Below are 24,647 nucleotides of genomic sequence, written 5' to 3' on the forward strand. Positions count from 1 at the left end.
GCTAGTTCATTTACATAAACTAGCGCTCTTTTTATTGATTTAGTCACGAGCACGTGTAATTAAGCGTATCGGAGTTCCTTCAAAGTCGAAAGTCTCTCGGATACGGTTTTCTAAAAAGCGCTCGTATGAGAAGTGCATCATTTCCGGTTCATTTACGAATACAACGAATGTCGGTGGTTTAATCGCCACTTGTGTAGCGTAGTAAATACGTAAACGACGCCCTTTATCTGTTGGTGCAGGATTACGTGCGATCGAATCTTCAATTACTTCATTTAAAATTGATGATTGAATACGCATTGCGTGGTTTTCACTAACACGCTTAATAATCGGTAAAATATTGTGTACACGCTGTTTTGTTTTAGCAGATACAAACACGATTGGTGCATAATCTAAAAACAGGAAATGCTCACGAATTTGTTCTGTAAAGATATTCATCGTTTTCTCGTCTTTTTCAATCGCATCCCATTTGTTTACAACAATAATGACTGCTTTACCAGCTTCATGTGCATAGCCAGCAATTTTTTTATCCTGTTCCTGAATGCCTTCATCTGCATTAAGAACAACTAAAACAACGTCTGAACGTTCGATTGCGCGCAGTGCACGTAGTACCGAATACTTTTCTGTTGATTCATATACTTTCCCTTTTTTACGCATACCCGCTGTATCAATAATGACATAATCTTGTCCATCATATGAGTACGGAGAGTCGATTGCATCACGAGTTGTCCCTTGAATTTCACTTACAATAACGCGGTCCTGACCTAAAAAGGCATTCACAAGTGAAGATTTTCCAACATTCGGACGCCCGATTAAAGAGAATTTAATCGTATCATCATCATATTGTTCTTCATCCGGCTGCGGGAAATGTTTCGCACATTCATCCAATAAATCCCCTAAGCCTAATCCGTGCGAACCTGAAATTGGCCAAGGCTCACCGAAACCTAATGAATAGAAGTCATAAATCATATGACGCATATCCGGGTTGTCGATTTTATTAATTGCCAAGACAACCGGTTTTTTTGTTTTATATAAAATTTTTGCTACTTGCTCATCTGCAGCTGTAACACCTTCACGTCCATTAGTCATGAAAATAATAACGTCCGCCTCATCAATCGCAATTTCCGCTTGTTGGCGAATTTGCTCTAAAAACGGCTCGTCTCCAATTTCAATACCACCAGTGTCGATAATATTAAATTCATGTGCTAGCCAATCAGCCGAACTATAAATACGGTCACGTGTTACACCTGGGATATCTTCCACGATCGATACACGTTCTCCAACAATTCTGTTAAAAATTGTCGATTTACCTACGTTCGGACGTCCTACGATGGCGATTACTGGTTTTGTCATCTGTACTTCATCCTTCCAAACTCTTGTCTTTCCGTATTATACACGAATTTGACTATTATATCATTTTTTCACAACATTCAAAATCGATTTCGATTTATCGACAAACTTTTCGAGGTGCATGATTTTCTAAAATACTCGAAAATTATCTAATATATTTTTATTTGTTCGAATAAATAGCCAGCTTTCTAATATATTTCCCGAAAGTTCTAAAATGAATGCCTCTTGTTCAAATAATGCCTGCAGTTCTTCTAAAATATCATTTTCTTTTTCCAATAAACTAATAGATCGTTCTAATAAAATTCGCCACACAGCTAGACCAATAGATTTCCCAAGCAAAAAACCGCCCATATAAGGAATCCTTACATGGGCGGTTTTGATCTTATTATTTTTTAAATCCTTTTAGCTGATCACCGATGACATCGCTGAATGAGAAGCCTTTATTTTCTTCCGGCAGCTCATAATCGAAAACCTCGTCACTCGCTGAATCTTCCTGCAATGCTTTAATGCTCAGTGCAAGTCGTTTTTCCGCCTCATTTACCTCAAGTACTTTTACTTCCACCTCTTGACCGTCTTTTAATACTTCATGTGGTGTCGTAATATGCTTGTGGGAAATTTGAGAAATATGGACAAGTCCTTCTACTCCAGGGAATACTTCTACAAACGCGCCGAATGTAACAAGACGTTTTACAGTACCTGTTAAAATTGCGCCTTTCGAAGCCTTCTCTTCAATGTCTGTCCACGGACCAGGCAACGTATCTTTGATCGATAATGAAACACGTTCATTCGGAATATCCACTGAAAGCACTTTTACAGTTACGGATTGTCCCTCCTGTAATACCGTCGAAATATCTTCAACATGTTCATGCGCTACTTGTGAAATATGGACCAATCCATCAATGCCGCCCAAATCAATGAACGCACCGAATTTTGCCAAGCGCTGAACTGTACCTTCAAGCATGTCACCCTGATGGATGTTTTGAATCACTTGTTGCTTTTTCGACGCTTTTTCTTCATCCAGTACTGCACGATGAGATAAAATGAGTCTGCCTTTTTCTTTATCTAACTCTGTAATTTTTAAACGTAATGTTTTGCCTTTGTAATCCTCAAAATCTTCGACAAAATAATCTTCAACGAGTGAAGCCGGAACGAAACCGCGTACGCCTAAATCGACGACAAGTCCGCCTTTCACTACATCTTTCACTTCTGCTTCGAATACTTCACCAGATTCGAATTTCGCTTTTAAATCATCCCACGCATGCAGTGCATCTACTTTGCGTTTCGATAATACAAAATTCTCTTCTTCAACTTTCGTAATCATAAGCTCTAGCTGATCGCCAACTGAAACTATATCAGAAGCTTTTTCAATGTGTAAGCTTGAAAGTTCGCTAATAGGTATAATCCCGTCGAAAGGTGCCCCCTCGACCGAAACCGTTACTGACTTCTCTTCAACCTGTTCAGCAACACCTTTCACAATATCTCCTTCTTGAAATTTTTGGTTTGACCCTAAATTCATTTCCTCAGACATATGTAGCCCTCCTTCGCGTATTCCACTTTTATTTTATTCGATAAGTTCTACAAAGACAAAAAATAACCCTTTATTTTCAGAAATTTCGTACGTTAGCTTCATTTTTTAATAGCGGTTACTCCATTTTTTGCTGCGCTAATTTCAAAATTTCCTGTGCCGCTTCATCAATTGATAAATTCGTCGTATCTAAAAATAAAGCATCTTCTGCTTGGATGAGCGGTGAAGCTTCACGTTCACTATCAAGCTTGTCCCGTAAAGCAATTTCCTTCTGTAATGATTCGATTGTTGAAGGAATACCGCGGCGTTCATTATCAAGGTAGCGTCGATGTGCACGTTCCTCAACAGTTGCAGACATGTAGATTTTAAGCTCTGCATCTTTGAGTACATGTGTCGCAATATCTCGTCCATCCATTACAACGCCGCCATCAGCAGCCAGCTTTTGCTGCATCGCTACGAGAATTTCACGAATATTCGCGTGTGCCGCAACTTCTGAAACATTTGCTGTAACTTCATTTGAACGTATAGCCTGTGACACATCTTGTCCATCCACAAAAACGAGTTGTCCCTGCTCAGACGGTTGTAATGTAATCGCCGTTTGCTGCAGCATTTTTTCAATCGCTTCTGCGTCATGTAATTGTATGTTTTCTTTCATCGCTTTATACGTCACTGCCCGATACATTGCACCTGTGTCGATATATGTAAATCGAAGTGCTTCGGCTACAATTTTTGCAATGGTACTTTTCCCCGCACCTGCAGGACCATCAATTGCAATTTGAATTTTTTTCATCATAATTAATTCCCTACTTTCCGTTGCTATTGTATCATAACCGAAAAAATTTTTACCTTCTTTACGCTATATTTTTTTGAAAAAAGCTGCTCCTCCATACATACCGGATCGACTTCCGTCACATTAGTTTTATTGATTTAAAAAGGTCTAAAAAGTATGATACTTTTTAGACCTCTCGCTTATAATTCATTCATTTCTTTCTTGCGGATCATTACTTGTCGTTCGAAGCAAAAACGGACAATCTGCTGCTTATCATAATCATCGGTATCCGTGAAATTCAATGAAGCCATCATCATTTCATTACGATTGAACACGTTCACTACTCTCGCATCTGTTTCTACATATCGAATTTCACCATTTATAAATGGCAGGACGACAAAAGCCTTGACTGTATCGCCTTCAGTAAAATTGACCGGTGACTTAATATGAATCAATGTCCCTCCAGCGCTAATGTCTTCAGCTGCAAACTGAAATTTCTGTCCATCATGTTCAATTGCAATATCTACAGGTGTTTCCACTCGAACATATTCGCGCCGCTGAATTTTAATAAATTCTTCAGCAGGTGGACATGCAAGCAGTATCATCTGAACATTGCCGCCTTTACGTCCTAAAACTTCCGTATTAAAACAGTAGCTTTCTTTTTTTTCCGTACTGAATGTTGCACGGAATTGAGCGCCATCTATTAAAAATGCGATTTTTTTTGTTGCCGTATTAATTGGATAATCGATAAAAATCATATTGTCCTGTCGATCGACAACACGACATTTAAATTTTTCGACCCTTTCCGTATAGGATGGCTCCAGCGTTAGTTGCGTTCCAATTTTTAGTTCCATTTGCCTCTCCCCATAAGAAATTATTCATACTTTATTATCTCATGGGAATGTAAATATAGCTATATTTTTACAATTAATTTCACTGGACCTTGCACCTGATTCAAGGTACTAAAACACTTTTTCATTTTTAATTACTTCATGTGTTTCCGCATCGATTACAACACGATACGTATCCTGTGTCTTATTGTCGAGCCTTGCAATAACCTCATAACATTTACGAAGTTCCAGATTTCCATTGCCTGTATAAATTTTTTGCACTTGTTCAACACCTACATGATCAGCAAAAAATTTATCCCAATCTATCGGTACTTCGCCTTGTTCTTTAATTTTTTCTTCCTGAATATATTCCATTGCATTGACACCTAAAATCTCCGCGTTATCCTTCGCAATTTTCACTTGAATACTATCCGGGTAAATTAAAGCTTCATCATCTCCATACACTCTTGTAAATACGAGATGCCATGCTTCATGATTTTCTCGTGATTCGGAAAGCTTCACATCAGTGTATCCCACTTTATTCATAAAACTTTTTGCCGTATTTAAAATTTCTTCATGTGAACGCGCATCCTTTTTAACCGGTCGTTCAAGCAGGAACGAAAGAAGATGTCCGCCATTTTCTGTTATGTCGGCATAACCGATTTTGGAACCATGGATAAATTGAATATGATAGAACGGGTATGGTGCATCATCACTGCTTTTCGTTACCGTTACAATCGAGTCATCGATATTCGGGAAAAAGTTTTTAAATTTTTGAATGGCTTCGTTTTTCGTAATTTTTTTATCTTTTAAATGCTGTAATTCCCGTTTTTTTTCATAGTCCGATTCACTCGCCGTTAACGGAAAATCGGTTTCATTATATGTTTTCAATTGTTTTGATACGTTCATGAACGGTGAATCCGTTAAATCAGTCGTATGATTCGTTGTCCATTTTTTTAAATTCCCGTCATTTTCATAAAATGCGACAGTCGCAATATTCCATTCCTCTGCGAAAGCATGTAAATTGGAAGCAACCGTCCCCATTTTATTGCGCCAATTTTCGTAGTCACCAGTAGCCGCCGCTTGTTTTGCATTATCACCGATTTTCCCTAAATAGCGCATCCATTCATTTTGAACTTCAGCCTGGATCGGTAAATTCGCAACAGTTTTTCTTAAATCACTACTCATCCGCCAAATGGAATCCAATTCATTATTTAAAGCTTTTTCATCCTGAAAGAGCAAAGATTGTTCCACTGTTGTATGCAATGTCGATAACTTTTCAGTCGCCGCAGTAAGATCCCTTGATTGCGTAGCATAAACAGCCCGCTCCAAATCTTTATTCTGTGTAAATAAATCAAAGGATACAAAGGCTAATATAACGACAAATAAACCTAATAAATATGCAAATTTTTTCATGTTTTTACCCCCGCCTATAAGCAGAAAATATGCTCACCAATTTGTTTGATTTGAGGTCTCGACCAAATCCATTTACTCGTCGCTGTAACAGGATTAAAATAATACAAAGCATTCTCCGATGGGTCCCAGCCGTTAATCGCATCCAGTACTGCCTGTTTGGCACGTTCATTTGGAGTAAGCCAAATCTGGCCGTCCGCAACCGCTGTGAAAGCTAATGGCTGGAAAATAATTTCCGAAATCGTATCAGGAAATTCAGGGGATTCCAAACGATTCAAAATTACTGCTGCAACAGCAACTTGTCCTTCATACGGCTCGCCTCGTGCTTCCCCATACACTGCATTCGCTAAAATTTGCAAATCCTGTTCTGTATAGCCTGGCGGCAGCTGCATGGAGGTTGTATTATTTGCACTTGTACCGCCATTTCCGCCTTTTTTCACCTGGTTTTCCAATGCTATTCCGCCATAATACGTAAAGCTGTTCCCTGCATTGATTTGTTTATGAACCCATGCCTTATCAAAATCCGAATTATTCTCAAGCTTTTCCTTTGTCGACCTTCCGGCAATTCCGTCTACAGGTAGCCCGTACTGCTCTTGGAAATTACGAAGCGCCCAATACGTTCCGTAACCAAATTTTCCGTCAATTTTCCCATTATAGTAACTTAAATATTGAAGTCGTGCCTGTAACTCGATTACATCATCACCAAATGCACCCCGCTGCACATCCTGACCTGAAAATGCAAATGTATGACTTACAAAACTACTTGATATAATGAATACGAACAAGACGATTTTTTTCACTGACATTTCCACTCCTTTTTCAGTAGGATGGAGAAAATTGAAAAGTTTATACATTGTAAAGTTGCTTTTTTAAGTCTATTGAAAATATTTTCTTCACTCGTTTTTAGTTTGCTAATAAGATTTTTTACATAGAAAAAGGTTTGCTACAAAAACATTTGTAACAAACCTTTAATAAATGATTGCTATGGGATAAAGTGAAGCTTCAATTTCGAGACAGATAAATTCCTACCCGTTAAAGCGGGATAAAGTATAACTTCAATCAGCGGAGCTCTTCATCCCGCTGATTGGTAGTTGAACCAATCGGGCTGTTACGGGTAGTTTTGCCTCTGCCGCTACGCTTTCGAGGCAGATAAATTCCTACCCGTTAAAGCGGGATAAATGTTCAATTAGATGTTCATGTGCCTGCTTTACTTTGCGCAGAGCGAATGTCCATAAGAACAGCATAAACGGCAGCATCGCATACAAAAAGTATTCTTCTAACATTAATATCGAATTATAGATAATATGAAGTCCAACAGGTGCAAAGAGTGCAAGGGCGATATACCTCTTCTGTATTTCTTCACTTGAAAACTTTCCTTTTCCGTAATAGTAACCCATGACTACACCGAACAGTGCATGACTCGATACCGGCAATAACGCACGCATAAAAGCTTGATCTATTCCGAAAGATAGTAAATAGAGGACGTTTTCCACAGTAGCAAAGCCTAATGAAACAGCTGCACCATACAAAATACCGTCATAAGGATCATCAAACTCAATATGGCGTAAAATTACGGCAAGAATAATGAGCCATTTTACGAATTCTTCTATCGAACTGGTAAATACGGCATTAATAAAGTAAGGATTCGAAAATGTCTGTTCTTCTTTTATAACGAACTGTATAAATAAAACGGGGAATGTAATAACCCCACCATATATGAAGGAATGCATTAATGTACGCCGTGGCTCGGTATCCATCTCATTGCGTAAATAAAAGTAGCTTAAAAGGGCTAAACCCGGCGCAATCGCTGCTGATAAAAGTATAAACATCATGCCGGCTCCTTTCGATTCTAGGCTCTTATTAGTATAGCACTATTTTTTTCAAAGCAGTGTAGCATACCCATTTTTTGTCTAGAAAATATAAAAACTCGGCTACTTTCACACCGAGTTTTTATTGTTAATGCATAAATGTATCAAAGTTTCTATTACCGTTTGCAATCATCAACAGGAGCTTGAGGCGCGCTTTTTTCGGATCAAAGTCCCCGCCCATAATGACACCGGCATCCTTCAAATAATTCGCACTACTGTAATAATCATAAGTCGGGAAAACACGCCCTTCTTCTGTCGATGTCGTCAATACAACTTTCGTTCCTTTTTGACAAAGCTTTTCGATCGCGCCCATCATTTTGGGGGCAACTTGACCTCGACCGGCACCGACAAGCACCACACCTTCAACATTTGCTTCGTATAGGGCATCCAAAATAATAGAACTTGCTCCAAGATAGGCAAATACAATCTCGACAGCAGGATAGCTTTCTTTTATTTCATATACTTCTTTATGGGTTGGCTTCTGGTATATAATTACCTCGTCGTTATCGATAATTCCAAGCATCCCATAGCCGATTGCCCCAAAGCCGTTAATACTTGATGAGTGCATTTTTTTTACGTATTTGGAATGAATGATTTTTTCATTAAAGACAACGCAAACCCCTATATTTTTTGCCTCTTCATTTGAAGCAACCAATAATGAATTACGCAGATTGGAATAAACATCTGTACCAATATCGCCAGGTGATTTTTGTGAACCTGTTACAATAATTGGACGATCATCATGAATTGTCAGCTCTAAAAAGTAGGCCGTCTCCTCTAAACTGTCTGTACCATGCGTAATGACAATTCCGCTCACCGATTGATCATTAAAAACATTTTTAATCGTTTGATTCAGTAGATTTAAATTTTCAAATGTCATATGCATCGATGGGATTTGATAGAGGTCAATCAATTCAATATCCATCTCATTTTCCAGCTGGCACATTGATAAAATGGCTTGGCCATCCAGTTTGCCGGACTCCAGTTTGTTTTTATCATTGCGAGTACTCGCAATCGTTCCGCCTGTCGTAATAAGCACTACTTTTTTCTTCACAATATTCACCCCTTATGTAGTTTGACGAGCAATTTTTTGAGCAATCATATTTCCATGAAAGCGGCCATTTTCTATAAAGATTTCATTTGCATTATTTCCTGCAGCGATGACACCGGCAATAAATAAATTTTGTACATTTGTTTCCATTGTTTCGGGATCAAATGTCGGTCTTCCTGTTTGTTCATCAATTTCGACACCCATTTCACGGATGAAACGGTGGTCAGGATGATAACCGGTCATTGCAAATACGATATCATTATCAATTGTTTCTTTTTGACCGGCTATTTCTACAATGACTACGTTTTCTCTAATTTCTTTCACTTCTGTATTAAAGTGCATCGTAATTTCTCCGTCTCGGACAAGACCTAAAAATTCCGGCAATACCCATGGCTTAATGCTGGCAGAATAATCATTGCCGCGATAGATGACCGTCACATGTGCACCTGCTTTATTGAGTTCCAATGCCGCATCAATTGCCGAGTTTTTCCCGCCGATCACTAACACATTCAAATCAAAAAACGGGTGTCCTTCTTTAAAATAATGATGAACTTTCGGCAAACTTTCTCCCGGTATATGCAAATAATTTGGATGATCGTAATAGCCTGTTGCAATGACTACATACGGTGTTTCATAGCTGTCTTTGTCTGTCTTGACATTGAATATACCATCCACCTTTTTAACACTTTCCACTTTTTCAAAACGATTTACTTGAAGTTTTTTTGCCTTCACCACTTCACGATAATAGACAAGCGCCTGATTGCGTTTTGGTTTTCTTTGTTCAATAATAAACGGTACATCACCGATAGCCAGTTTTTCACTCGTACTAAAAAAAGTTTGATGTGTCGGATAATTGTATATCGCATTGACAATATTACCTTTTTCGATAATGATTGGGGACAATCCGATATTTTGTAGTTCAATCGCTGCAGCTAATCCACAAGGACCTCCACCAACAATGATTGCTTCTACCTTTTGCATACTAACATCTCCTTATTCCAATTCCTATAGATCGCTATTAACTTATTCCAATTTCCCTTGCTCAAATTTAATTGTAATAAGATGACTTTCCGGTTTAGCACAGAGGCGCAACGGGACAAGAGTCGTACCATATCCATTGCTGACAAGTTCATAGCGGTTTTTGATTTTTTTAAAATATCCGTGTGGCTGCAATCCAAATTTCCCAAGGCGGATTTGCCCGCCATGTAAATGTGCTCCAATACTGAGCAGTGGCTGAAACTGCTTATGTACTTTGCCGAACAACTCTGGATTATGTGCAATGAAAACGGTGTTCTTTTCTTTACATTGCTCGATTGCACGCTGGATATTCTGTTCTCCCGGACGATATGAAACCGCGCTGACTGACACATCATTTTTACTTTCCAGCTTAACTGACCCATTCTCTATAATACGAATATGATGGTCTGCAAGTAGTTGTCTCAGCTTTTGTTCACCGAATTCGATATCATTATTTCCCCATATAAAATAGATAGGGCCCAGTTTTTTGAGTGTACGGATATTGTGAAGTACCGTTTCTTCAGAAGTCCGGAGATCGACAAAATCTCCTCCTATGAGGACAGCCTGTATCTTTTGATCAATCGAATCAATCATTGCCTCATTAATTTTGCGCGCATGTGTATCCGATATGAAAAAAAGGTTGATTGTTTCACTGTCGCCTGTTGCCTTCACTTCATGTGAGCGGATATTGTTTTCATGCCCTTCTTTATACATATAGAGAAGCACTAAAATACAAGCGATTCCAATAATACTTATTATGACCATACACGGTCCTCCAATTCAAAAAAGACTAATTATACAATAGCCTTCTTTAACGTTTTGATAACCATTAATTTAGCATAATGTTTATAAAGTTTGCTAAAATAATAAATTTCCTTCATAAAGAAAAAGACGAGAGCCGGAACGGTTCGTCTTTTTACTAGTCGTTATACAAGATAGAAAAAATTATGGAACAATTACTAAAACCTGCCCCGTCGCGATACTGTCGGATGATAAATTGTTGGCAGCTTTTATTTTATTAACATTTTCAGGACTACCATTGCCGTAGTACTTTAATGCAATACGGTATAAATTGTCAGTTGATTGTACAGTATGTGTTTTTTGCTGTGCTTTAGCCGCTTCCTGAGCCGCTTTTTTCTTCGCTTCCTGCTCTTTAGCTTTAGCCGCTGCTACTTTCTGGGCTTCTTCCGCCTTTTTTACTTCCTCTGCTTCTTTTGCCGCTTTTTCTTTTGCGATTCGTGCTTCCGCCTTTTTCGCTTCTTCAGCAGCTAATTTTTCTTTTTCCGCTTTCGCTTTAGCCTCATCCACTTCGGCTGTATTGTCATCCTTTTTTTCTTCTTTTTCTTCGTCATCGTTAGCAGCAGATGGCTGTGTTTTCGGATCCTGCTTTTGAATCTCCACTACTAAGTCGTCCTTCTTATCCGCGTTTACGTTTTCACTTGCAGATGTGTTCGGTTCATAGATCAACCACACATAAGCTAAAATAACTAAAGGAATAAAAATTAAGACAACTGTTAAAACCGTCATCATTGGGTTTGTTTGTTTTTTTCCGCTTTTCTTTCGATGTCGGCTAACACGTGACATTTTTGTACCTGACTCGTTATGTAGGTCAATCTCTTGACGATGCTCCTCTACCTTTTCCCGGTAATCTTCTTTTGTCATGGCCTGCACCCCTCCAACTACTAAAAATTATAACTTTATTATGACCAATTTCTACATAAAAGTAAACGGTTCGATAGTAGATTAAGAGTTTATTAACAATATTTTCTTGAGGCGATGTTGCCAATTTGTCATTTTAATCATAGTTTTTGAAATATCCCTCTCTTCCACAAGTTCAGAAATTTCGATTCCGCAGTTGGAACAACAATATTCCTGCTGCTTTGTTAATTGTTGACCAAAGTATTGAACTACTTGCTTACGCATACAATCCGAATGTTTAATAAGCTTTAATACGAGCTGAACTTCTTCATATTTCTTTATCTGTAAATTCATCATCCGGCTTTTTACTTCCTCAGCTGATTCACGTGCCAGCCAATAACTTAATACACGGAAAACCACTTCTGACATTTCGCCATTTGCAAGCAATGATTGCGGCTGTTCCCCAGTGGCCATCACTTCAGTAAATCGGTCTACATGGTTATTTTTCGGCAAATCTTCTGACGCAATAAACTTTGCAAATTGCTCATCTCCCTCACAATATAACAAAAAGGCAACTGCTTCCTTGCCATCTCGGCCCGCCCGGCCAATTTCCTGCATATAGTTCGACAACGTTGCAGGCATTGTTTCATGAATGACTTGACGGACGTTCTCTTTATGGACACCCATACCAAATGCATTTGTCGCAACAATCCATTCAAGATGTCCCGCTAAAAATTGCTGCTGTATAAACTGACGGTCCTGTGCTTCCTTACCGGCATGATAAGCGGCCGCCGATATATTTTGCTGTAAAAGCTGTAAACTGATTGCTTCTGCTTTTGAGCGGGATTGTGTATAAATGATGCCTGGACCGGCTGTATTTTTCACATGTTCAATAATCCATTCAATCTTTTCTTCACGCTCTGAGAACAACTTTTTTACTAAATGAATATTTCCCCTGTTTACAGCGTGCACGTAGTGAAAAGGTGATTTCATTTTCAGATAGGATTGGATATCTGCCAATACGGTATCTGTTGCTGTGGCAGATAACGCGAGTATAGGGGGACGGTTCGTTTCCGATAATATTTCGCCAATCCGTAAATAGTCCGGACGAAAATCAAACCCCCACTGTGAAATACAATGTGCTTCATCTGCAACAATCAACGAAAGTTCCATCTCCTGAATCCGCGTCTTTACTTGAGGCTGCAATAGCATTTCGGGAGAAACGAAAATAAACCGGTACTCGTCCAAAAAGTGAAGTGCATATCTTTTCTGGTCCACCGTTAGAAATGAATTTAATGCAACAACCCGTTTTTCCCCCATTTGCTTTAGCTGATCGACCTGGTCTTGCATGAGCGATAAAAGCGGCGACACAATAAGTACCGGTTTTTCAAATAAATAGCCCGGCAGCTGGTAACATAGAGACTTCCCCATACCGGTCGGTAAAATGGCAACAACATCTTTGCCATCCATAATATTTCTAATAATCTCTTCTTGCCCTGGCCGGAATGCATCATAACCGAAATATTGCTTTAAGGCACTTTGTAGTTTCATGTAGGGGACGCTCCTTTCGCCAACGTTAGCCGCAATTGAAAATAGCTGAGATGCGGCAGTAATTCCTTTAATGTTTTTAATCGTTTCGTATCGTAATTTTCGACTGCATCCAAAATTTGTTTCTGTTCTTCATTCGTTACAAATGGCTCGATTGAAAAGTTCGGTTCATTCATCGCAAGCTCGACTATATGATCTTCAATCGTACTCATTTTTAATCGACGAATATGACTGATTTCTTCCAATGTTCTACCCGCTCTGTATAACTGGGCGGTTGAGTTGGTCGAAGCAGTCAATACTACTTCAACTCGTATATTTTGCATGATTTCATTTAATAGTGGGTATTGTGATTTTTCACGGTACAACTCATTTAACCACGTATGCAATGCACTTATATAATGCAGCTGAACATCCATTTCCTGCATGTTATAGCCAAAAGCAAGTTGTTGCCACGTAAATCCGGGTTCATTATAGCCTGTCAGTCGATACATGAGTATATCTTTCATGTTTTCTTCTATTGCGCTTTTGGACAAACTCGCCGTCATTTCGGTATAAATCGCCTGTTGCAGCATGCCGTTCTGATAGTGGTGGCGTACTAAAAACTGGCGTACCCATTGCTGTATCTGTTCGTTTTTTTCGATCGGTATAAATGCATTTTTATTATGCAGCTGGTGTGACAGGCTTTGGATAATAAGCGCAAGTCTGCCGAAAAACACATGTTCATTTCCACGGTAATGCCAGCCATCAAAAGAAAGAGACAGCGGTTGTACCGCAAGTTGTTTTCCTTGTTCGGTCATTGTATAAAAACCGTTTTCTTCTATTATAATAATACTCTTGGCAAACATAAGATCAATTTGCTCATCAAATTTATGACGGGCTAGTTTTGGGAGCAGCCCAAAGTAGGAATATAAATTAAAGAGCCCTACATCATGAATTGTCTGACCCGACCGCTTACCCTTCAGTAGATGATAGGCAGCGGAAACAGTACGTTCCTGTTGAAAAGTATGTAAAATTTTTAAAAGAATTTGTTGGATTAGCATATCAAATCCCCCATTTTAGTAGTATTAGGTTGAAAAGTACTGAAAACAGCATTAGAATAAGTAAGAGCTTTATGGAAACGAACGGATAAAGGAGAGGTAACAATGCCAAAATATACTATCGTAGATAAAGATACTTGTATCGCTTGTGGCGCTTGTGGCGCTGCTGCACCAGATATTTATGATTATGATGATGAAGGAATCGCTTTCGTTATTTTAGATGATAACATGGGTACTGCTGAAGTTCCAGAAGATCTACTAGAAGATATGCAAGATGCATTTGAAGGCTGTCCAACAGATTCTATTAAAGTTGCAGATGAAACATTCGACGGCGACTCGCTAAAATTCGAATAGTTTATAAACGAAACGATTCTTTTTCAAGGATCGTTTTTTATTTTGCCCTATTTTTCTCATTGCGCATCTATAATTGAGATGTTATAGTTATTATTAGTAGTAGGTACTAATATTAACTAACTATTTTAGGGGTGTCATTATGGATTTATTACAATTAAAAGGGAAAAATATTGTCGTAATGGGTGTTGCCAATGAACGCAGTATTGCTTGGGGCATCGCAAAGCGATTATTTGATGTTGGAGCAAATGTTATTTTCACATATCGGAAAGAACGTTCAAAAGGAAAAATCGAAAAGCTTTTAACAAATTACGAAGATCATAATGCAACAGTTATTGAATGTGACGTAAACAGCGACGAAAGCATTGAAAAAGCATTCAATGCAATTGGTGAGCAATTTAAAGTAATTCATGGCATTATCCACTCTGTTGCCTTCGCACATGCCGAAGACCTGCACAACCGATTCGTCGAAACAACTCGTGATGGCTATGCCTTTGCACAAGATACAAGTGCTTATTCGCTGATTGCTGTAACAAAAGCTGCAAAACCTTATATGACAGAAGGCGGCTCTATCGTAACGATGTCTTATTTAGGTGCACAGCGTGTGCTAGACGGCTACAATGTAATGGGCGTTGCTAAAGCAGCACTTGAAGCATCGATGCGCTATTTGGCAGCGGATGTTGGTGCAGAAAATATTCGTGTAAATGCGATTTCAGCTGGTGCTATCCGGACATTGGCAGCAAAAGGTGTGCCAAGTTTCAATCAGATCCTGCACAAAATCGAAGAAACATCTCCGTTAAAACGCAACACAAACCAGGAAGAAGTTGCTGACATGACGATCGTGATGTTAAGCCATCTATCCCGCGGTGTGACTGGCGAAACGATTTATATCGATAGCGGTTATAATATTATGGGTTAGTCCTGAGCGAATTCACTACCTCCCTTGTGAATTCGCTTTTTTATATGGTAAAATATTGGAAAATACAGGTTTGGGAGGTTTTTTCCAATGAAAAAGTATATTTCCGCATTGTTAATGGGTGCTGTTTTAATAGGAAGTTTCTCGTTTTCGACATTGGAAGTAGAAGGAGCTGCAAAAGTAAAAGCGGTCGCTTATAAAAATTGCACAGAATTAAACAAAGTTTACAAAGGCGGCGTATCAAAAGACGCAAAAACAACGAACAAAGGCGGAAAAATAAAATATAAACCATTCGTATCAGCCGAACTTTATAAATTAAACGAGAAAAGTGACCGCGATAATGACGGCATTGCTTGCGAAAAATAGGAGTTGTGAAATAGATGAAAATTCTCGCTCACCGTGGTTACAGTGCCAAATATCCAGAAAATACGATGATCGCTTTTCTGGAAGCCGCAAAGCTGAATATTTGGGGAGTTGAATTTGATGTCCATTTAACAAAGGACAACCAGTTAGTCGTCATTCATGATGAATCAATCAACCGGACTTCAACGGGGAAAGGCTTTGTGAAAGATATGACGCTGGAGGAGCTGCGAACATTCGATTATGGCTTATGGTTTGCTCCGGAATTTGCGGGTCAAAAAATACCTACATTGGCGGAAGTACTGACAGTTTTCAAAGCGTCCCCTTTCCAGATCAATATTGAGATTAAGTCGGACATTTTTGAATATCCAGGCATTGAAGCGCTCATTGCAAATGAAATACATGCCTTTAATATAGAAGATCGGGTCATTATTTCTTCCTTTAATCATGAAAGCATTGCACGCTTCCAGCAAATTATGCCTAATGTGAAAACCGCATTGCTATTTGCTTCGCTTATTATGAACTTAGAGGAATATATAAAGAAGTTCAATACTGATGCTATACATATCCCCTATTATTACGGGATGCGATCTATTGTTCAGCAAGCAGTTAAGAACGGGATAATCGTCCGAGCTTATACAGTAAATGATGCCGCAATTGCCCGGCAAATGGAATCACTCGGCATCGATGCTGTTTTTTCTGACGTAGTAAACCTATAAAATATCTAAAACCTGTTTCAGAGAAATTCTTCTGAAACAGGTTTTTATGTAAATATTTAGATTATTATTAGAAAAACGCTTTCAAAGAGCTAAAAATTGTGGAGTTCATTTTATCGTCAAACTTTAAAAGTTTTACTCGTTTTCACTCTCATCTCCTTTGAAGTCAGACGTCTGTTTACTGTATATTTATAGTAACAACCAACAGATTCGGAGATGAAATTATGAATACAGAAATTTTGTCATTTGTAGAAAAAATGGAAGCAACTTTACTTAATGATTTAGTCACAACAGACTCTTCTGACTTATATGAAATTGCAGTTGAAATGATTGCTCAGCATAAAGATGCTTATAAAAATATTTGCCAAGCGTATGAAGTAGTTAAGCATAACTTAGTGGGCTAGACTATTTTAAAGTTAATAAACGGGGTACATACTCTTTTGTACCCTAAAATAAAAATAAGCCTTCCGCAATTTAGTGGAAGGCTTATTTTCCAACGTAATGCATAAGGTCTGAGTTAATACATAATTCCATTAATTTTTACTTCTTTTGTTTTGTGTAAGTTTACTATATGACCGGTGTCCTTAACTTTAAAATCAATAAATGTTGCATAGTTCAGAATATACAGTTTGAAAGGTATTCTCGCAAAATTCAGCAAGCAGATATCTTTAATTGAAGTAAACATGGATAGATCATTTTAATTTGGGAATACTCTCTTTTAATAGTAGTTATTAACGACACTTTCAAAGGAGAGAGTTTAATGAAATTATTTAAAGGAATTCTTACAATGCCACTATTATTGGGATTATTGTATGCCTGTAATAATGAAGATGCAAATGTAGATAAGGATAAAGAAGTTACAGGAAATAATAGTGTGGTTGATGAAACAACGAATAATAATGCCACTAATAATACAGAAAATGAAGAAGATGAACGGACTGGAATAAAAGTTGCAGATGTAAATTATACTTTTACTGATTTTGATTTAGACGTAGAATATGCAGATCATAAATCATACGATGTTGAATATGAGAACGATGGAAACAATATTTATGCTGAACTAGATGATGATCTTAATGGTGTTAAATATAATGGCGATAAAGCCTACGAAAATTTTGCCAATGCATTAAAACAACTTACATTTGATAAAAATACCAGTGATGAGGATGTTCGTAAAGAAGTTCTAAAGGCATTTGCTCTAAATGAGAATTATCAGTCATTTGAACTTGAAGTAAAATTCCAAAGCGGCGAAGAAAAACATTATCATCATAATAAATAATTGTGCTAAGAGGTCTATTCTATAGAACTCTTCACTATTAAGCAGAAAATCGAAATTGCTTGGTGCAATTTCGATTTTTTGTGAACTGAAATTAGTTATGCCCTCGCCACTTCAATGTCACTTTTGCTGAAATTCTTAATTACCTCTTTCAGAAGCCAATGCCTCCAATTCCCCATAAAACATTGGCCTTTTTTACTTTTAGAGAAATGAGAGCAATCATAAATTTTATAAAGACATAAATGACAAATGCTAAGATAGTATGAGAAACCTTTAAAGATGTATTAAAGGCTAAGTTCGCCGATATAGCTCCTAAAGAAATTGTTGCAACAAAATCAAACATGGTCATTTGAGAGATCGTTTGTTTACCTAGTATTCGTGTCCCTACTAGTAACAGTCCCGAAAGAAGTAAACGACCTCAAAATTATCTCAAAATGTTCAAGCATTTTATACCTCATTTAACTTTTTTATACAGGTTTTACCATTCCCTTTTTTTCTAAACCTTTATTTTAAGGAAAGGTTCCTATTTGCTCGGTTTAGATGTTTTTTATAAAAGTTCTATATTCTCACTAGTTACGTTACCTAGTTCGTTTCATTTTCATATCATATTCTATTAATGTAATGCTAGCCTTACAAATTCAGATAAGAAAAGGGTGTTACAAATGGGTTGTAATTGTAGCAAATGTACCAGTGAATTAAGTTCTTACAATAATAAGAATCGTTGTAAAGGTTGTATCTGTGACCTATTAAGACAATTAAGAAAAGGGACAGAAGTTGACGTTTTCTTATCAGGTGGTCAAATATTAGAAGATGTCGTTTTTAAAAGATTTGACAATAATAATTGCTGTGCAATATTTATTGATCCAACAACTGAACGTGGTTCAACACTTATCGTAGACTGTCAAAAAATTGATGCGATACGAATTGAAGCAGACTAAGTAAACAAGAGGCCACTTTCTTTAAGAAAGTGGCTTTTCTTCTGCATTCGATTTTCTCCACGTTCTGATTCAACTACTAAAACTAATGAACCATCAAAAGGCATATGGCTGACAATCCAATCCGTCATACTCCAATTACTACCCGGATAATGTAAAAACCTCGGAATTTCCATAACCCTACCCCCATCAACTCTTGCCAATTTATCGTCAAATTCGTATTTATCACATTAACTTGCCGTTAAATTCCCGGTGAAATAAGATAAATTGTAAATCCTTACTAACTATAGATACAACAAAATTAATAGCAGTTCTAATTTCATCTGCAAAATTGAAACTGAAATATTTTTTAAATGAAAATATACAAAAAAAGAGGAATCCTAATGTAAGGATCCCTCTTTTATGATTACATCATTAAAATTAAAGTTTTACGATGTTTGTAGCTTGTGGTCCACGTTGACCGTCTTCTACTGAAAACTCAACTTTTTGACCTTCTTCAAGAGTTTTGAAACCGTCGCCTTGAATAGCTGAGAAGTGAGCGAATACGTCAGAACCGCCTTCAACTTCGATGAAACCGAAACCTTTTTCTGAGTTAAACCATTTTACTGTACCTTGTGTCATTTAAATGACCTCCAATTAATTTAATTTAATAAGATCGCAATTCTTCAAAAAGAAAAAAATTCACATATTACAAAAAGTACCAACTAAACCACGAATACTTTTTGTAATAGGTGAATTTAATGTCTTGTAACTATCTCATTGACTTTAGTATATAGCAAAAAATTGCATTTGTCTACTATTAAAAACAACTTTATCTGCTTCTGCCTTTCTTACATTAGATGACCTGAATTTCCATTTATAATTCGTAATTACTAACTAATAATTATTTACTTACTTTTTGTAAGCATTTTATTTGCAATTATATTTTCGCGTTGGTTAATATAGGAGATGTATTACATAGAACAAGGAGGATTTTTTCATGGTATTACAAGCAAAAGAATTTCGAACTGCGGAGCACGACATTTCTGAAATATTTTTAAATCGTTGGTCACCGCGCGCCTATGCAGACACACCTGTTGCAGAAGATGTATTAAACCGTTTATTTGAAGCAGCTCGTTGGGCTCCTTCAGCAGGCAATAACCAACCTTGGCGTTTTATCGTAGCGAAAACAGAAGAGGATTTAGCAAAATTCCACCCTGTTTTAATGGAAGGTAACTTAGTATGGGCAAAACGTGCACCAGTTTTAGTATTAGTCGTTTCAGACAATACAAAAGGTTCACATGAGTTTGATTCAGGTACAGCATGGGGCTTCCTATCACTTCAGGCAGCTCAAGAAGGATTAATCACTCATCCAATGAGCGGTATTTATAAAGATGTGGCAAAAGAAGCGTTTAACATTCCGGATACATTTGATGTGCATTTAGCAATTGCCATTGGTTACATAGGCGATAAAGAAATGCTTTCTCCTGAATTACAGGCACGTGAGACACCATCAGGCCGACGCCCATTAAACGAAATTGTATTTGAAGGTTCGTTTGAATAAGTAATAAAATGTATTGAAGTAACCGCATGAAGGAATTACTCTTTCGTGCGGTTTTCTGTTGTCTTCATTTTGAAAGTATCGGATTAAATTTTTAAGAGCGGCTTTTTGAGCATTTCCAACAGCATTTCATATTCTTTATCCCCGATTGTATCTCTTACCATCTTTTCTATTTCCAGCTCCATCTTTTTGCTTTCATTAAAAATAATGATTCCCTTTTCGGTCAAATGAGCCATCTTTTGAACTTTCGATCCTTTTATTAATTCGGTCGTAATTAATTCCTTTTCTTGTAAAGAAGTCACAAATTTATGAACCCCTTGCTTTGAAATGTCCAATTGTTTTACTAATTCAGGCACTGTTACATAGCCCTCATATATGTTTTTCAGTACAAACCATTCCGAACTCGTTATATGAAGGTCATTATTTTCATTCCAAATCATTTCAGCCATTTGGCGCAAATGTTTATGTTGGCGATACAATAATTCTATAAAGTCAATCATGGCTTCTTCCCTTCTTTCTATCAACATAATTCTTAAATATTCTCAAGCATCATACTAAAGGAAAAATATTAATTCAAGTTCACGATACTAATAGGATATTTAAGTCAACTTAGTTGACTTAAATGCGAAATTACTTTAAAATTAAATTTATAACTTTTTCCGGAGGCGTATATATGTATAAAATTGGTGACTTAACGTTTTATAAATCCCATGGTATTTGCCAGATTGAGGGCATTGTAGAACAAAACTTCACAGGAGAACCTATGCTTTACTATGTTATGCAATCAAAAATTAGACCGGGAGTAACACTATATCATCCAGTTGAAAGTAAAAACTCACAACTTGAAAAAATATTGAGCTATGATGAAGCAGTTCAAATTATGGATTGTTTCTCAAATGAACCAAGCGAATGGAATGACCGCAGCACAAACCGTCAAAGAAATCACGCAGAAATCTTAAGTGCGAACAATCATCTAGAAGCTGCCCAGTTAATGAATACTCTCCTAAGAAAAGATTTAGAATTACAAAAAGACGAGAAAAAAATAACATCCCAAGACTCACAAATTTTACAACAACTCTCAACGATTATATTAGATGTCCTCGAAATCGCGCTTAAAAAGCCAAAAGATACGATTGAAAAGGAAATTTATAAAAGAGTTCAAGGTCCTACTAACTGATTTTCAAAATCAACTTTGCTTTATTAACGAGTTGAAGTAAATTCCGTTTACTTCAACAATACTCGTTACGGATTGACTTACCACTTTATACATAAAAATCACGTTCAACTAAGGCGTTTGCTATTTTAAAGCAAGCGTCTTATTTTCATTTCACTTTTTAAGTCATTAGGTGAATTTTTTGTTTATTTATAAATTGTTCACTTCCTTTGTTATCAAAAATCAGGTGATGCAATCATTTTTTTCATTTTTAAATGAATTAAAACACTTTTAATGCTCATACTACCGTTGTATGAAATACACCTAATTTTGAAGGGAAGTGTAATGATGGGAATTTTAACAGGAAACCCGAAAGACGAACCGTTACATTATGGAGAAGTTTTCAATATTTGGACAAGTTTAGCTGCAGGGTACAGTATGATTGCCGGATATCAAACATTTTATAACCATGCCGGTGACCAGGACTTGAAAAAAATAATCGAAGACTTTATCCAATTTGCAAGAGAAGAAGTTAAGCAATTAGAAAAAATTCTTAAATTAAATGGAGTGGGACTCCCTCCTGCACCACCTGAGCGTCCAGAAGCACGCATTGAAAATATTCCTCCAGGAGCACGTTTCAATGATCCGGAAATAAGTGCAGCATTATCTGTAGATGTTGCTGCAGGTTTAGTAAGCTGCAGCCAAGCTATGGGTATGACAATGAGAGAAGATATCGGAATGATGTATGGCCAATTCCATACAGCAAAGGCACAGCTTGGTGCAAAGTTATTACGCTTAAACAAAGCAAAAGGCTGGCTAATCCCACCACCACTGCATCTGCACCATCCATTGCATTAATGAAGCAAGGCAATTAGTGAACGATATATTCAACTCGAACAATTATTTTTTCACTTTATATTGCACTGTGATACAGATCCCCATTCACCATACAATCATTAGAGGTTGGGACAGAAGTAGAAATTCCATTAGATAAGGAGAAAATCCTTATTAAGAAACGGATATTTTATAAAATTGATTGGAATGGAGGGAGACTCCTGCGGGAATAGCGTGACGCCTGAGACTACAGGCTCAGGCCACGCCCGCGGAAAGCGTCCCGAAATGGAAATCAATTTTTACGCTTCAGCAAAAAATCGCCATTTTTCTCTCAGAGAAAAATGGCAATTTTGGGTTATGTCCCACCCTCTTTGCTTTTAAGTAGTGGACTCTTAATAACCAAAAGTTATATCAGAATAAAAAATAAGTATTTTTAATGATATAGAAATGCGTGTATATTTTACTTGTGCAAAAGATTAATTTTGCAGCACAAATACCCGAATTTAAATTACGATTTTGCAAATTCAGGACTTTTACTCAGTCTACTACTGGATTTTACAGCCTCCAACTATAAAATTCAGAACCATCAAATTTCTTGGAAGAAATTTGGACGAATTATAGTTTATTAAGTTCTGCTCAACGAATGACTACTAAACTATTACAATACATTGTTCGACAAAACAATCAACTCCCCCCTAATATTTAAATGTCCCCGTCTATGTTCAATAGGCGGGGAATTCGTCTTTTATCGTGTTATTTATGTGTATTCCCGAAATAATCATAGCAATGCTGGATAAATGCTTTAGAAATGGCTGTAGTATACGTATATTTATGTTTTAATAATCCAATCGTTCGAGTAAATTCCCCATTTTCAATGCGAACATTCTTGATTTTATCATCATACATATTCATCGACGTTTCAGGTGTAAAGGCAGCTCCACGACCATTTTTTACAAGCTGTAATATTGTCGTTGCTTCTTCTACTTCCACTTGGTATTCAGGTGTATAACCGTTCTCCTGGCAAAAATTATCGGTCAGTTGACGGAAACGGTATTCAGCAGTCAGACCAATGAATGGTAAAGAACGCAATTCGGAAAGATGAACCGACTCCAATTTAGCTTCCGGGTATGTCGAAGGTACCGTTAAAAATATTTCTTCGTTGAACAATGGAAGCCACTCTACATTCGGATGATTCAACTTCTCCGTTGTGATGCACAAATCAAACTTTCCATATTCAATAAATTGTTCAAGATTATCCTTCGATAAAGGTACTTGCTTGTATTTTATGGTTGGATAGAAATTCAAAAACTCATTCAATATATTCGTGAATGTATAAGGTAACGTTGTAACAATGGACAGTTCCCCATTCCCCTGCTCACGAAATTCACGTAGACCTCTCTCCAGATCCAGTATTTCAGCAAAAATCCGCTCCGCTCGTTTAAATAAAAACTCACCATTTGAATTTAGTGTAATACGTTTGCCGTTTCGGTAAAAAAGATCCATCTCCAATTCTTCTTCCAGCTGGGCAATTGCCTTACTTAATGCCGGTTGTGAAATCAAAAGTTCTTTTGCAGCATGCGACATATTTTGTACTTTCGCTGTTTCATAAAAATAGCGCAGTTTTACTAAATCCAGTCAAATCACCTCCTCTTAATAACTTTAAGTTATATCAAAATAAGAAATAAGTATTTTTAATTATATATGTCCTAAGTTTAAGATATAAATTGCGCACAAGCAATTATTAAAAAATTGATTTAAGGAGAGATCTACTATGCGTTTACAAAATAAAGTTGCCATTATTACAGGAGCAGCCTCCGGAATGGGTCAAGGCGAAGCAATTCGTTTTGCAAAAGAAGGTGCAAAAGTCGTTGTTGCAGACTTAAACTTTGAAGGTGCACAAGCAGTTGCAGAAGAAATTAAAGCAGCTGGTGGCGAAGCAATCGCTGTATCAGTAAATGTCATGAAAACAGAGGACATTTTAAACTGCATCAAAGTGACGGAAGAAACTTTCGGTTCAGTTGATGTGCTAGTTAACAATGCCGGTGTATTCGACAAATATCAAAAATCGCTTGAAACTACATTAGATCAATGGAAATTTTTAATTGATATTAATTTAACAAGCATGTTCGAATTCTGTAACGCTGTATTGCCAAGCATGATCGAGCGTCAAACTGGCGCAATCGTAAACATTTGTTCTGTTGCCGGTTTAGTTGCAGGTAAAGGTGGAGCAGCATACACAGCTTCTAAACATGGTGCAATCGGTTACACAAAACATTTATCTAGCGAATACGCTCGCTACGGGATCAAAATCAACGCAATTTGCCCGGGTACAATTGAAACACCTTTAGTAAAAGACGTTTTAGCTGGTCTTTCTAAAGAAGCTGTACCGACACGTACATTCGGTCAAGTTGAAGAAGTAGCAGACTTAGCTGTATTTTTAGCATCTGATGAAGCGAAATTTATGAGCGGTACTGCGGTAACAATTGATGGCGGTTTCACAATTCAATAAATTATTTTGCATAA

Annotated in this window: 30 protein-coding genes; 11 read left to right on the top strand and 19 right to left on the bottom strand. The window is 37.3% G+C overall.

What is annotated here, in order from left to right; translation table 11 throughout:
- Nucleotides 1-39: 39 nt before the first annotated feature.
- The 14 genes from der to CBM15_RS15610 form a co-directional block, all read right to left on the bottom strand.
- Nucleotides 40-1,350 carry a ribosome biogenesis GTPase Der gene (gene der, locus CBM15_RS15545; protein ID WP_008404927.1) on the bottom strand — a complete coding sequence of 437 codons (1,311 nt, stop codon included), beginning with the start codon at nucleotides 1,348-1,350 and terminating at the stop codon, nucleotides 40-42.
- 126 nt (nucleotides 1,351-1,476) lie between these two features.
- Complete coding sequence (locus CBM15_RS15550) at nucleotides 1,477-1,698, bottom strand: hypothetical protein (protein ID WP_087618207.1); 222 nt, start codon at nucleotides 1,696-1,698, stop codon at nucleotides 1,477-1,479.
- 34 nt (nucleotides 1,699-1,732) lie between these two features.
- Entirely contained in the window at nucleotides 1,733-2,875 is a 1,143-nt protein-coding gene (rpsA, locus tag CBM15_RS15555; protein ID WP_087618208.1) for a 30S ribosomal protein S1, read from the bottom strand.
- A 115-nt stretch (nucleotides 2,876-2,990) separates the two neighbouring features.
- Nucleotides 2,991-3,665: a (d)CMP kinase gene (gene cmk, locus CBM15_RS15560; protein ID WP_087618209.1), complete on the bottom strand. Its 675-nt coding sequence runs from the start codon at nucleotides 3,663-3,665 to the stop codon at nucleotides 2,991-2,993.
- A 176-nt stretch (nucleotides 3,666-3,841) separates the two neighbouring features.
- The gene (locus CBM15_RS15565; RefSeq protein WP_087618210.1) at nucleotides 3,842-4,495 is read right to left on the bottom strand and encodes a flagellar brake protein; all 654 of its coding nucleotides are present in this window, start codon (nucleotides 4,493-4,495) and stop codon (nucleotides 3,842-3,844) included.
- A gap of 108 nt (nucleotides 4,496-4,603) precedes the next feature.
- The gene (locus tag CBM15_RS15570) at nucleotides 4,604-5,887 is read right to left on the bottom strand and encodes a PepSY1/2 domain-containing protein (RefSeq protein WP_087618211.1); all 1,284 of its coding nucleotides are present in this window, start codon (nucleotides 5,885-5,887) and stop codon (nucleotides 4,604-4,606) included.
- Between the two features lie 14 nt (nucleotides 5,888-5,901).
- Nucleotides 5,902-6,690 (bottom strand): spore cortex-lytic enzyme, encoded by a 789-nt coding sequence (sleB, locus tag CBM15_RS15575; RefSeq protein ID WP_008404932.1) that lies wholly within the window; start codon nucleotides 6,688-6,690, stop codon nucleotides 5,902-5,904.
- Between the two features lie 351 nt (nucleotides 6,691-7,041).
- Complete coding sequence (gene prsW, locus CBM15_RS15580) at nucleotides 7,042-7,713, bottom strand: glutamic-type intramembrane protease PrsW (RefSeq protein WP_087618212.1); 672 nt, start codon at nucleotides 7,711-7,713, stop codon at nucleotides 7,042-7,044.
- A 127-nt stretch (nucleotides 7,714-7,840) separates the two neighbouring features.
- On the bottom strand, nucleotides 7,841-8,806 hold the full coding sequence (locus tag CBM15_RS15585; RefSeq protein WP_087618213.1) for an asparaginase: 966 nt from the start codon (nucleotides 8,804-8,806) through the stop codon (nucleotides 7,841-7,843).
- Between the two features lie 12 nt (nucleotides 8,807-8,818).
- Entirely contained in the window at nucleotides 8,819-9,784 is a 966-nt protein-coding gene (locus CBM15_RS15590) for a YpdA family putative bacillithiol disulfide reductase (RefSeq protein WP_087618214.1), read from the bottom strand.
- A gap of 42 nt (nucleotides 9,785-9,826) precedes the next feature.
- Nucleotides 9,827-10,585, bottom strand: a complete 759-nt coding sequence (locus CBM15_RS15595) for a metallophosphoesterase (protein ID WP_087618215.1) — start codon at nucleotides 10,583-10,585, stop codon at nucleotides 9,827-9,829.
- Between the two features lie 180 nt (nucleotides 10,586-10,765).
- Nucleotides 10,766-11,482, bottom strand: coding sequence for a LysM peptidoglycan-binding domain-containing protein (locus CBM15_RS15600; protein ID WP_087618216.1), 717 nt, complete (start codon nucleotides 11,480-11,482; stop codon nucleotides 10,766-10,768).
- 81 nt (nucleotides 11,483-11,563) lie between these two features.
- Nucleotides 11,564-13,009, bottom strand: coding sequence for a RecQ family ATP-dependent DNA helicase (locus CBM15_RS15605; RefSeq protein WP_087618217.1), 1,446 nt, complete (start codon nucleotides 13,007-13,009; stop codon nucleotides 11,564-11,566).
- On the bottom strand, nucleotides 13,006-14,046 hold the full coding sequence (locus CBM15_RS15610) for a YpbB family protein (protein ID WP_087618218.1): 1,041 nt from the start codon (nucleotides 14,044-14,046) through the stop codon (nucleotides 13,006-13,008). The genes CBM15_RS15605 and CBM15_RS15610 overlap by 4 nt, the downstream gene beginning before the upstream one ends.
- Nucleotides 14,047-14,148: 102 nt before the next feature.
- On the opposite strand from CBM15_RS15610, the gene CBM15_RS15615 reads away from it, so the two are divergent.
- The 6 genes from CBM15_RS15615 (at nucleotide 14,149) to CBM15_RS15640 (ending at nucleotide 17,665) form a co-directional block, all read left to right on the top strand.
- On the top strand, nucleotides 14,149-14,397 hold the full coding sequence (locus tag CBM15_RS15615) for a ferredoxin (RefSeq protein WP_008404945.1): 249 nt from the start codon (nucleotides 14,149-14,151) through the stop codon (nucleotides 14,395-14,397).
- 136 nt (nucleotides 14,398-14,533) lie between these two features.
- Nucleotides 14,534-15,313, top strand: coding sequence for an enoyl-ACP reductase FabI (locus CBM15_RS15620; protein WP_275656657.1), 780 nt, complete (start codon nucleotides 14,534-14,536; stop codon nucleotides 15,311-15,313).
- Between the two features lie 87 nt (nucleotides 15,314-15,400).
- Nucleotides 15,401-15,676: an excalibur calcium-binding domain-containing protein gene (locus tag CBM15_RS15625; protein ID WP_087618220.1), complete on the top strand. Its 276-nt coding sequence runs from the start codon at nucleotides 15,401-15,403 to the stop codon at nucleotides 15,674-15,676.
- Nucleotides 15,677-15,690: 14 nt separating this feature from the next.
- A complete protein-coding gene (locus tag CBM15_RS15630; RefSeq protein ID WP_087618221.1) occupies nucleotides 15,691-16,389 on the top strand; it encodes a glycerophosphodiester phosphodiesterase in 699 nt (232 codons plus the stop codon).
- A 221-nt stretch (nucleotides 16,390-16,610) separates the two neighbouring features.
- On the top strand, nucleotides 16,611-16,790 hold the full coding sequence (locus tag CBM15_RS15635) for a hypothetical protein (protein WP_087618222.1): 180 nt from the start codon (nucleotides 16,611-16,613) through the stop codon (nucleotides 16,788-16,790).
- Between the two features lie 356 nt (nucleotides 16,791-17,146).
- Nucleotides 17,147-17,665: a YusW family protein gene (locus CBM15_RS15640; protein ID WP_087618223.1), complete on the top strand. Its 519-nt coding sequence runs from the start codon at nucleotides 17,147-17,149 to the stop codon at nucleotides 17,663-17,665.
- A 148-nt stretch (nucleotides 17,666-17,813) separates the two neighbouring features.
- Here CBM15_RS15640 and CBM15_RS19655 read toward each other — a convergent pair whose 3' ends face one another.
- Nucleotides 17,814-18,011, bottom strand: a complete 198-nt coding sequence (locus CBM15_RS19655; RefSeq protein ID WP_338057552.1) for a DUF421 domain-containing protein — start codon at nucleotides 18,009-18,011, stop codon at nucleotides 17,814-17,816.
- 313 nt (nucleotides 18,012-18,324) lie between these two features.
- Between CBM15_RS19655 and CBM15_RS15650 the strand changes: the two genes are divergently transcribed.
- Complete coding sequence (locus tag CBM15_RS15650) at nucleotides 18,325-18,600, top strand: hydrolase (RefSeq protein ID WP_087618224.1); 276 nt, start codon at nucleotides 18,325-18,327, stop codon at nucleotides 18,598-18,600.
- On the opposite strand, the gene CBM15_RS19300 is transcribed toward CBM15_RS15650, so the two are convergent.
- Together CBM15_RS19300 and CBM15_RS15655 are read right to left on the bottom strand one after the other, a co-directional pair.
- Nucleotides 18,597-18,773, bottom strand: a complete 177-nt coding sequence (locus CBM15_RS19300; protein ID WP_158100211.1) for a hypothetical protein — start codon at nucleotides 18,771-18,773, stop codon at nucleotides 18,597-18,599. The genes CBM15_RS15650 and CBM15_RS19300 overlap by 4 nt on opposite strands.
- Before the next feature lie 244 nt (nucleotides 18,774-19,017).
- The gene (locus CBM15_RS15655) at nucleotides 19,018-19,218 is read right to left on the bottom strand and encodes a cold-shock protein (RefSeq protein ID WP_008404960.1); all 201 of its coding nucleotides are present in this window, start codon (nucleotides 19,216-19,218) and stop codon (nucleotides 19,018-19,020) included.
- Nucleotides 19,219-19,576: 358 nt separating this feature from the next.
- Between CBM15_RS15655 and CBM15_RS15660 the strand changes: the two genes are divergently transcribed.
- Nucleotides 19,577-20,140 (top strand): nitroreductase family protein, encoded by a 564-nt coding sequence (locus CBM15_RS15660; RefSeq protein ID WP_087618225.1) that lies wholly within the window; start codon nucleotides 19,577-19,579, stop codon nucleotides 20,138-20,140.
- Nucleotides 20,141-20,223: 83 nt separating this feature from the next.
- Here the strand turns inward: CBM15_RS15660 and CBM15_RS15665 are convergent, their stop codons facing one another.
- Nucleotides 20,224-20,637 carry a MarR family winged helix-turn-helix transcriptional regulator gene (locus CBM15_RS15665; protein ID WP_087618226.1) on the bottom strand — a complete coding sequence of 138 codons (414 nt, stop codon included), beginning with the start codon at nucleotides 20,635-20,637 and terminating at the stop codon, nucleotides 20,224-20,226.
- A 173-nt stretch (nucleotides 20,638-20,810) separates the two neighbouring features.
- Between CBM15_RS15665 and CBM15_RS15670 the strand changes: the two genes are divergently transcribed.
- Nucleotides 20,811-21,314, top strand: coding sequence for a CarD family transcriptional regulator (locus CBM15_RS15670; protein WP_087618227.1), 504 nt, complete (start codon nucleotides 20,811-20,813; stop codon nucleotides 21,312-21,314).
- A gap of 324 nt (nucleotides 21,315-21,638) precedes the next feature.
- Entirely contained in the window at nucleotides 21,639-22,148 is a 510-nt protein-coding gene (locus tag CBM15_RS15675; protein WP_087618228.1) for a DUF3231 family protein, read from the top strand.
- Nucleotides 22,149-22,877: 729 nt separating this feature from the next.
- Here CBM15_RS15675 and CBM15_RS15680 read toward each other — a convergent pair.
- Entirely contained in the window at nucleotides 22,878-23,759 is an 882-nt protein-coding gene (locus CBM15_RS15680; RefSeq protein WP_087618229.1) for a LysR family transcriptional regulator, read from the bottom strand.
- A gap of 136 nt (nucleotides 23,760-23,895) precedes the next feature.
- Between CBM15_RS15680 and CBM15_RS15685 the strand changes: the two genes are divergently transcribed.
- Nucleotides 23,896-24,633, top strand: a complete 738-nt coding sequence (locus CBM15_RS15685; protein WP_087618230.1) for an SDR family NAD(P)-dependent oxidoreductase — start codon at nucleotides 23,896-23,898, stop codon at nucleotides 24,631-24,633.
- Nucleotides 24,634-24,647: the final 14 nt, after the last annotated feature.

It is taken from the genome of Solibacillus kalamii (genome assembly GCF_002174535.1).
Taxonomy (GTDB): domain Bacteria; phylum Bacillota; class Bacilli; order Bacillales_A; family Planococcaceae; genus Solibacillus; species Solibacillus silvestris.

Coding starts and splice junctions, on each gene's coding strand:
- der (WP_008404927.1), bottom strand. CDS start 1,350: ATGACAAAACCAGTAATCGCCATCGTAGGACGTCCGAACGTAGGTAAA.
- CBM15_RS15550 (WP_087618207.1), bottom strand. CDS start 1,698: ATGGGCGGTTTTTTGCTTGGGAAATCTATTGGTCTAGCTGTGTGGCGA.
- rpsA (WP_087618208.1), bottom strand. CDS start 2,875: ATGTCTGAGGAAATGAATTTAGGGTCAAACCAAAAATTTCAAGAAGGA.
- cmk (WP_087618209.1), bottom strand. CDS start 3,665: ATGATGAAAAAAATTCAAATTGCAATTGATGGTCCTGCAGGTGCGGGG.
- CBM15_RS15565 (WP_087618210.1), bottom strand. CDS start 4,495: ATGGAACTAAAAATTGGAACGCAACTAACGCTGGAGCCATCCTATACG.
- CBM15_RS15570 (WP_087618211.1), bottom strand. CDS start 5,887: ATGAAAAAATTTGCATATTTATTAGGTTTATTTGTCGTTATATTAGCC.
- sleB (WP_008404932.1), bottom strand. CDS start 6,690: ATGTCAGTGAAAAAAATCGTCTTGTTCGTATTCATTATATCAAGTAGT.
- prsW (WP_087618212.1), bottom strand. CDS start 7,713: ATGTTTATACTTTTATCAGCAGCGATTGCGCCGGGTTTAGCCCTTTTA.
- CBM15_RS15590 (WP_087618214.1), bottom strand. CDS start 9,784: ATGCAAAAGGTAGAAGCAATCATTGTTGGTGGAGGTCCTTGTGGATTA.
- CBM15_RS15595 (WP_087618215.1), bottom strand. CDS start 10,585: ATGGTCATAATAAGTATTATTGGAATCGCTTGTATTTTAGTGCTTCTC.
- CBM15_RS15600 (WP_087618216.1), bottom strand. CDS start 11,482: ATGACAAAAGAAGATTACCGGGAAAAGGTAGAGGAGCATCGTCAAGAG.
- CBM15_RS15605 (WP_087618217.1), bottom strand. CDS start 13,009: ATGAAACTACAAAGTGCCTTAAAGCAATATTTCGGTTATGATGCATTC.
- CBM15_RS15610 (WP_087618218.1), bottom strand. CDS start 14,046: ATGCTAATCCAACAAATTCTTTTAAAAATTTTACATACTTTTCAACAG.
- CBM15_RS15615 (WP_008404945.1), top strand. CDS start 14,149: ATGCCAAAATATACTATCGTAGATAAAGATACTTGTATCGCTTGTGGC.
- CBM15_RS15625 (WP_087618220.1), top strand. CDS start 15,401: ATGAAAAAGTATATTTCCGCATTGTTAATGGGTGCTGTTTTAATAGGA.
- CBM15_RS15630 (WP_087618221.1), top strand. CDS start 15,691: ATGAAAATTCTCGCTCACCGTGGTTACAGTGCCAAATATCCAGAAAAT.
- CBM15_RS15635 (WP_087618222.1), top strand. CDS start 16,611: ATGAATACAGAAATTTTGTCATTTGTAGAAAAAATGGAAGCAACTTTA.
- CBM15_RS15640 (WP_087618223.1), top strand. CDS start 17,147: ATGAAATTATTTAAAGGAATTCTTACAATGCCACTATTATTGGGATTA.
- CBM15_RS19655 (WP_338057552.1), bottom strand. CDS start 18,011: ATGACCATGTTTGATTTTGTTGCAACAATTTCTTTAGGAGCTATATCG.
- CBM15_RS15650 (WP_087618224.1), top strand. CDS start 18,325: ATGGGTTGTAATTGTAGCAAATGTACCAGTGAATTAAGTTCTTACAAT.
- CBM15_RS19300 (WP_158100211.1), bottom strand. CDS start 18,773: ATGGAAATTCCGAGGTTTTTACATTATCCGGGTAGTAATTGGAGTATG.
- CBM15_RS15655 (WP_008404960.1), bottom strand. CDS start 19,218: ATGACACAAGGTACAGTAAAATGGTTTAACTCAGAAAAAGGTTTCGGT.
- CBM15_RS15660 (WP_087618225.1), top strand. CDS start 19,577: ATGGTATTACAAGCAAAAGAATTTCGAACTGCGGAGCACGACATTTCT.
- CBM15_RS15665 (WP_087618226.1), bottom strand. CDS start 20,637: ATGATTGACTTTATAGAATTATTGTATCGCCAACATAAACATTTGCGC.
- CBM15_RS15670 (WP_087618227.1), top strand. CDS start 20,811: ATGTATAAAATTGGTGACTTAACGTTTTATAAATCCCATGGTATTTGC.
- CBM15_RS15675 (WP_087618228.1), top strand. CDS start 21,639: ATGGGAATTTTAACAGGAAACCCGAAAGACGAACCGTTACATTATGGA.
- CBM15_RS15685 (WP_087618230.1), top strand. CDS start 23,896: ATGCGTTTACAAAATAAAGTTGCCATTATTACAGGAGCAGCCTCCGGA.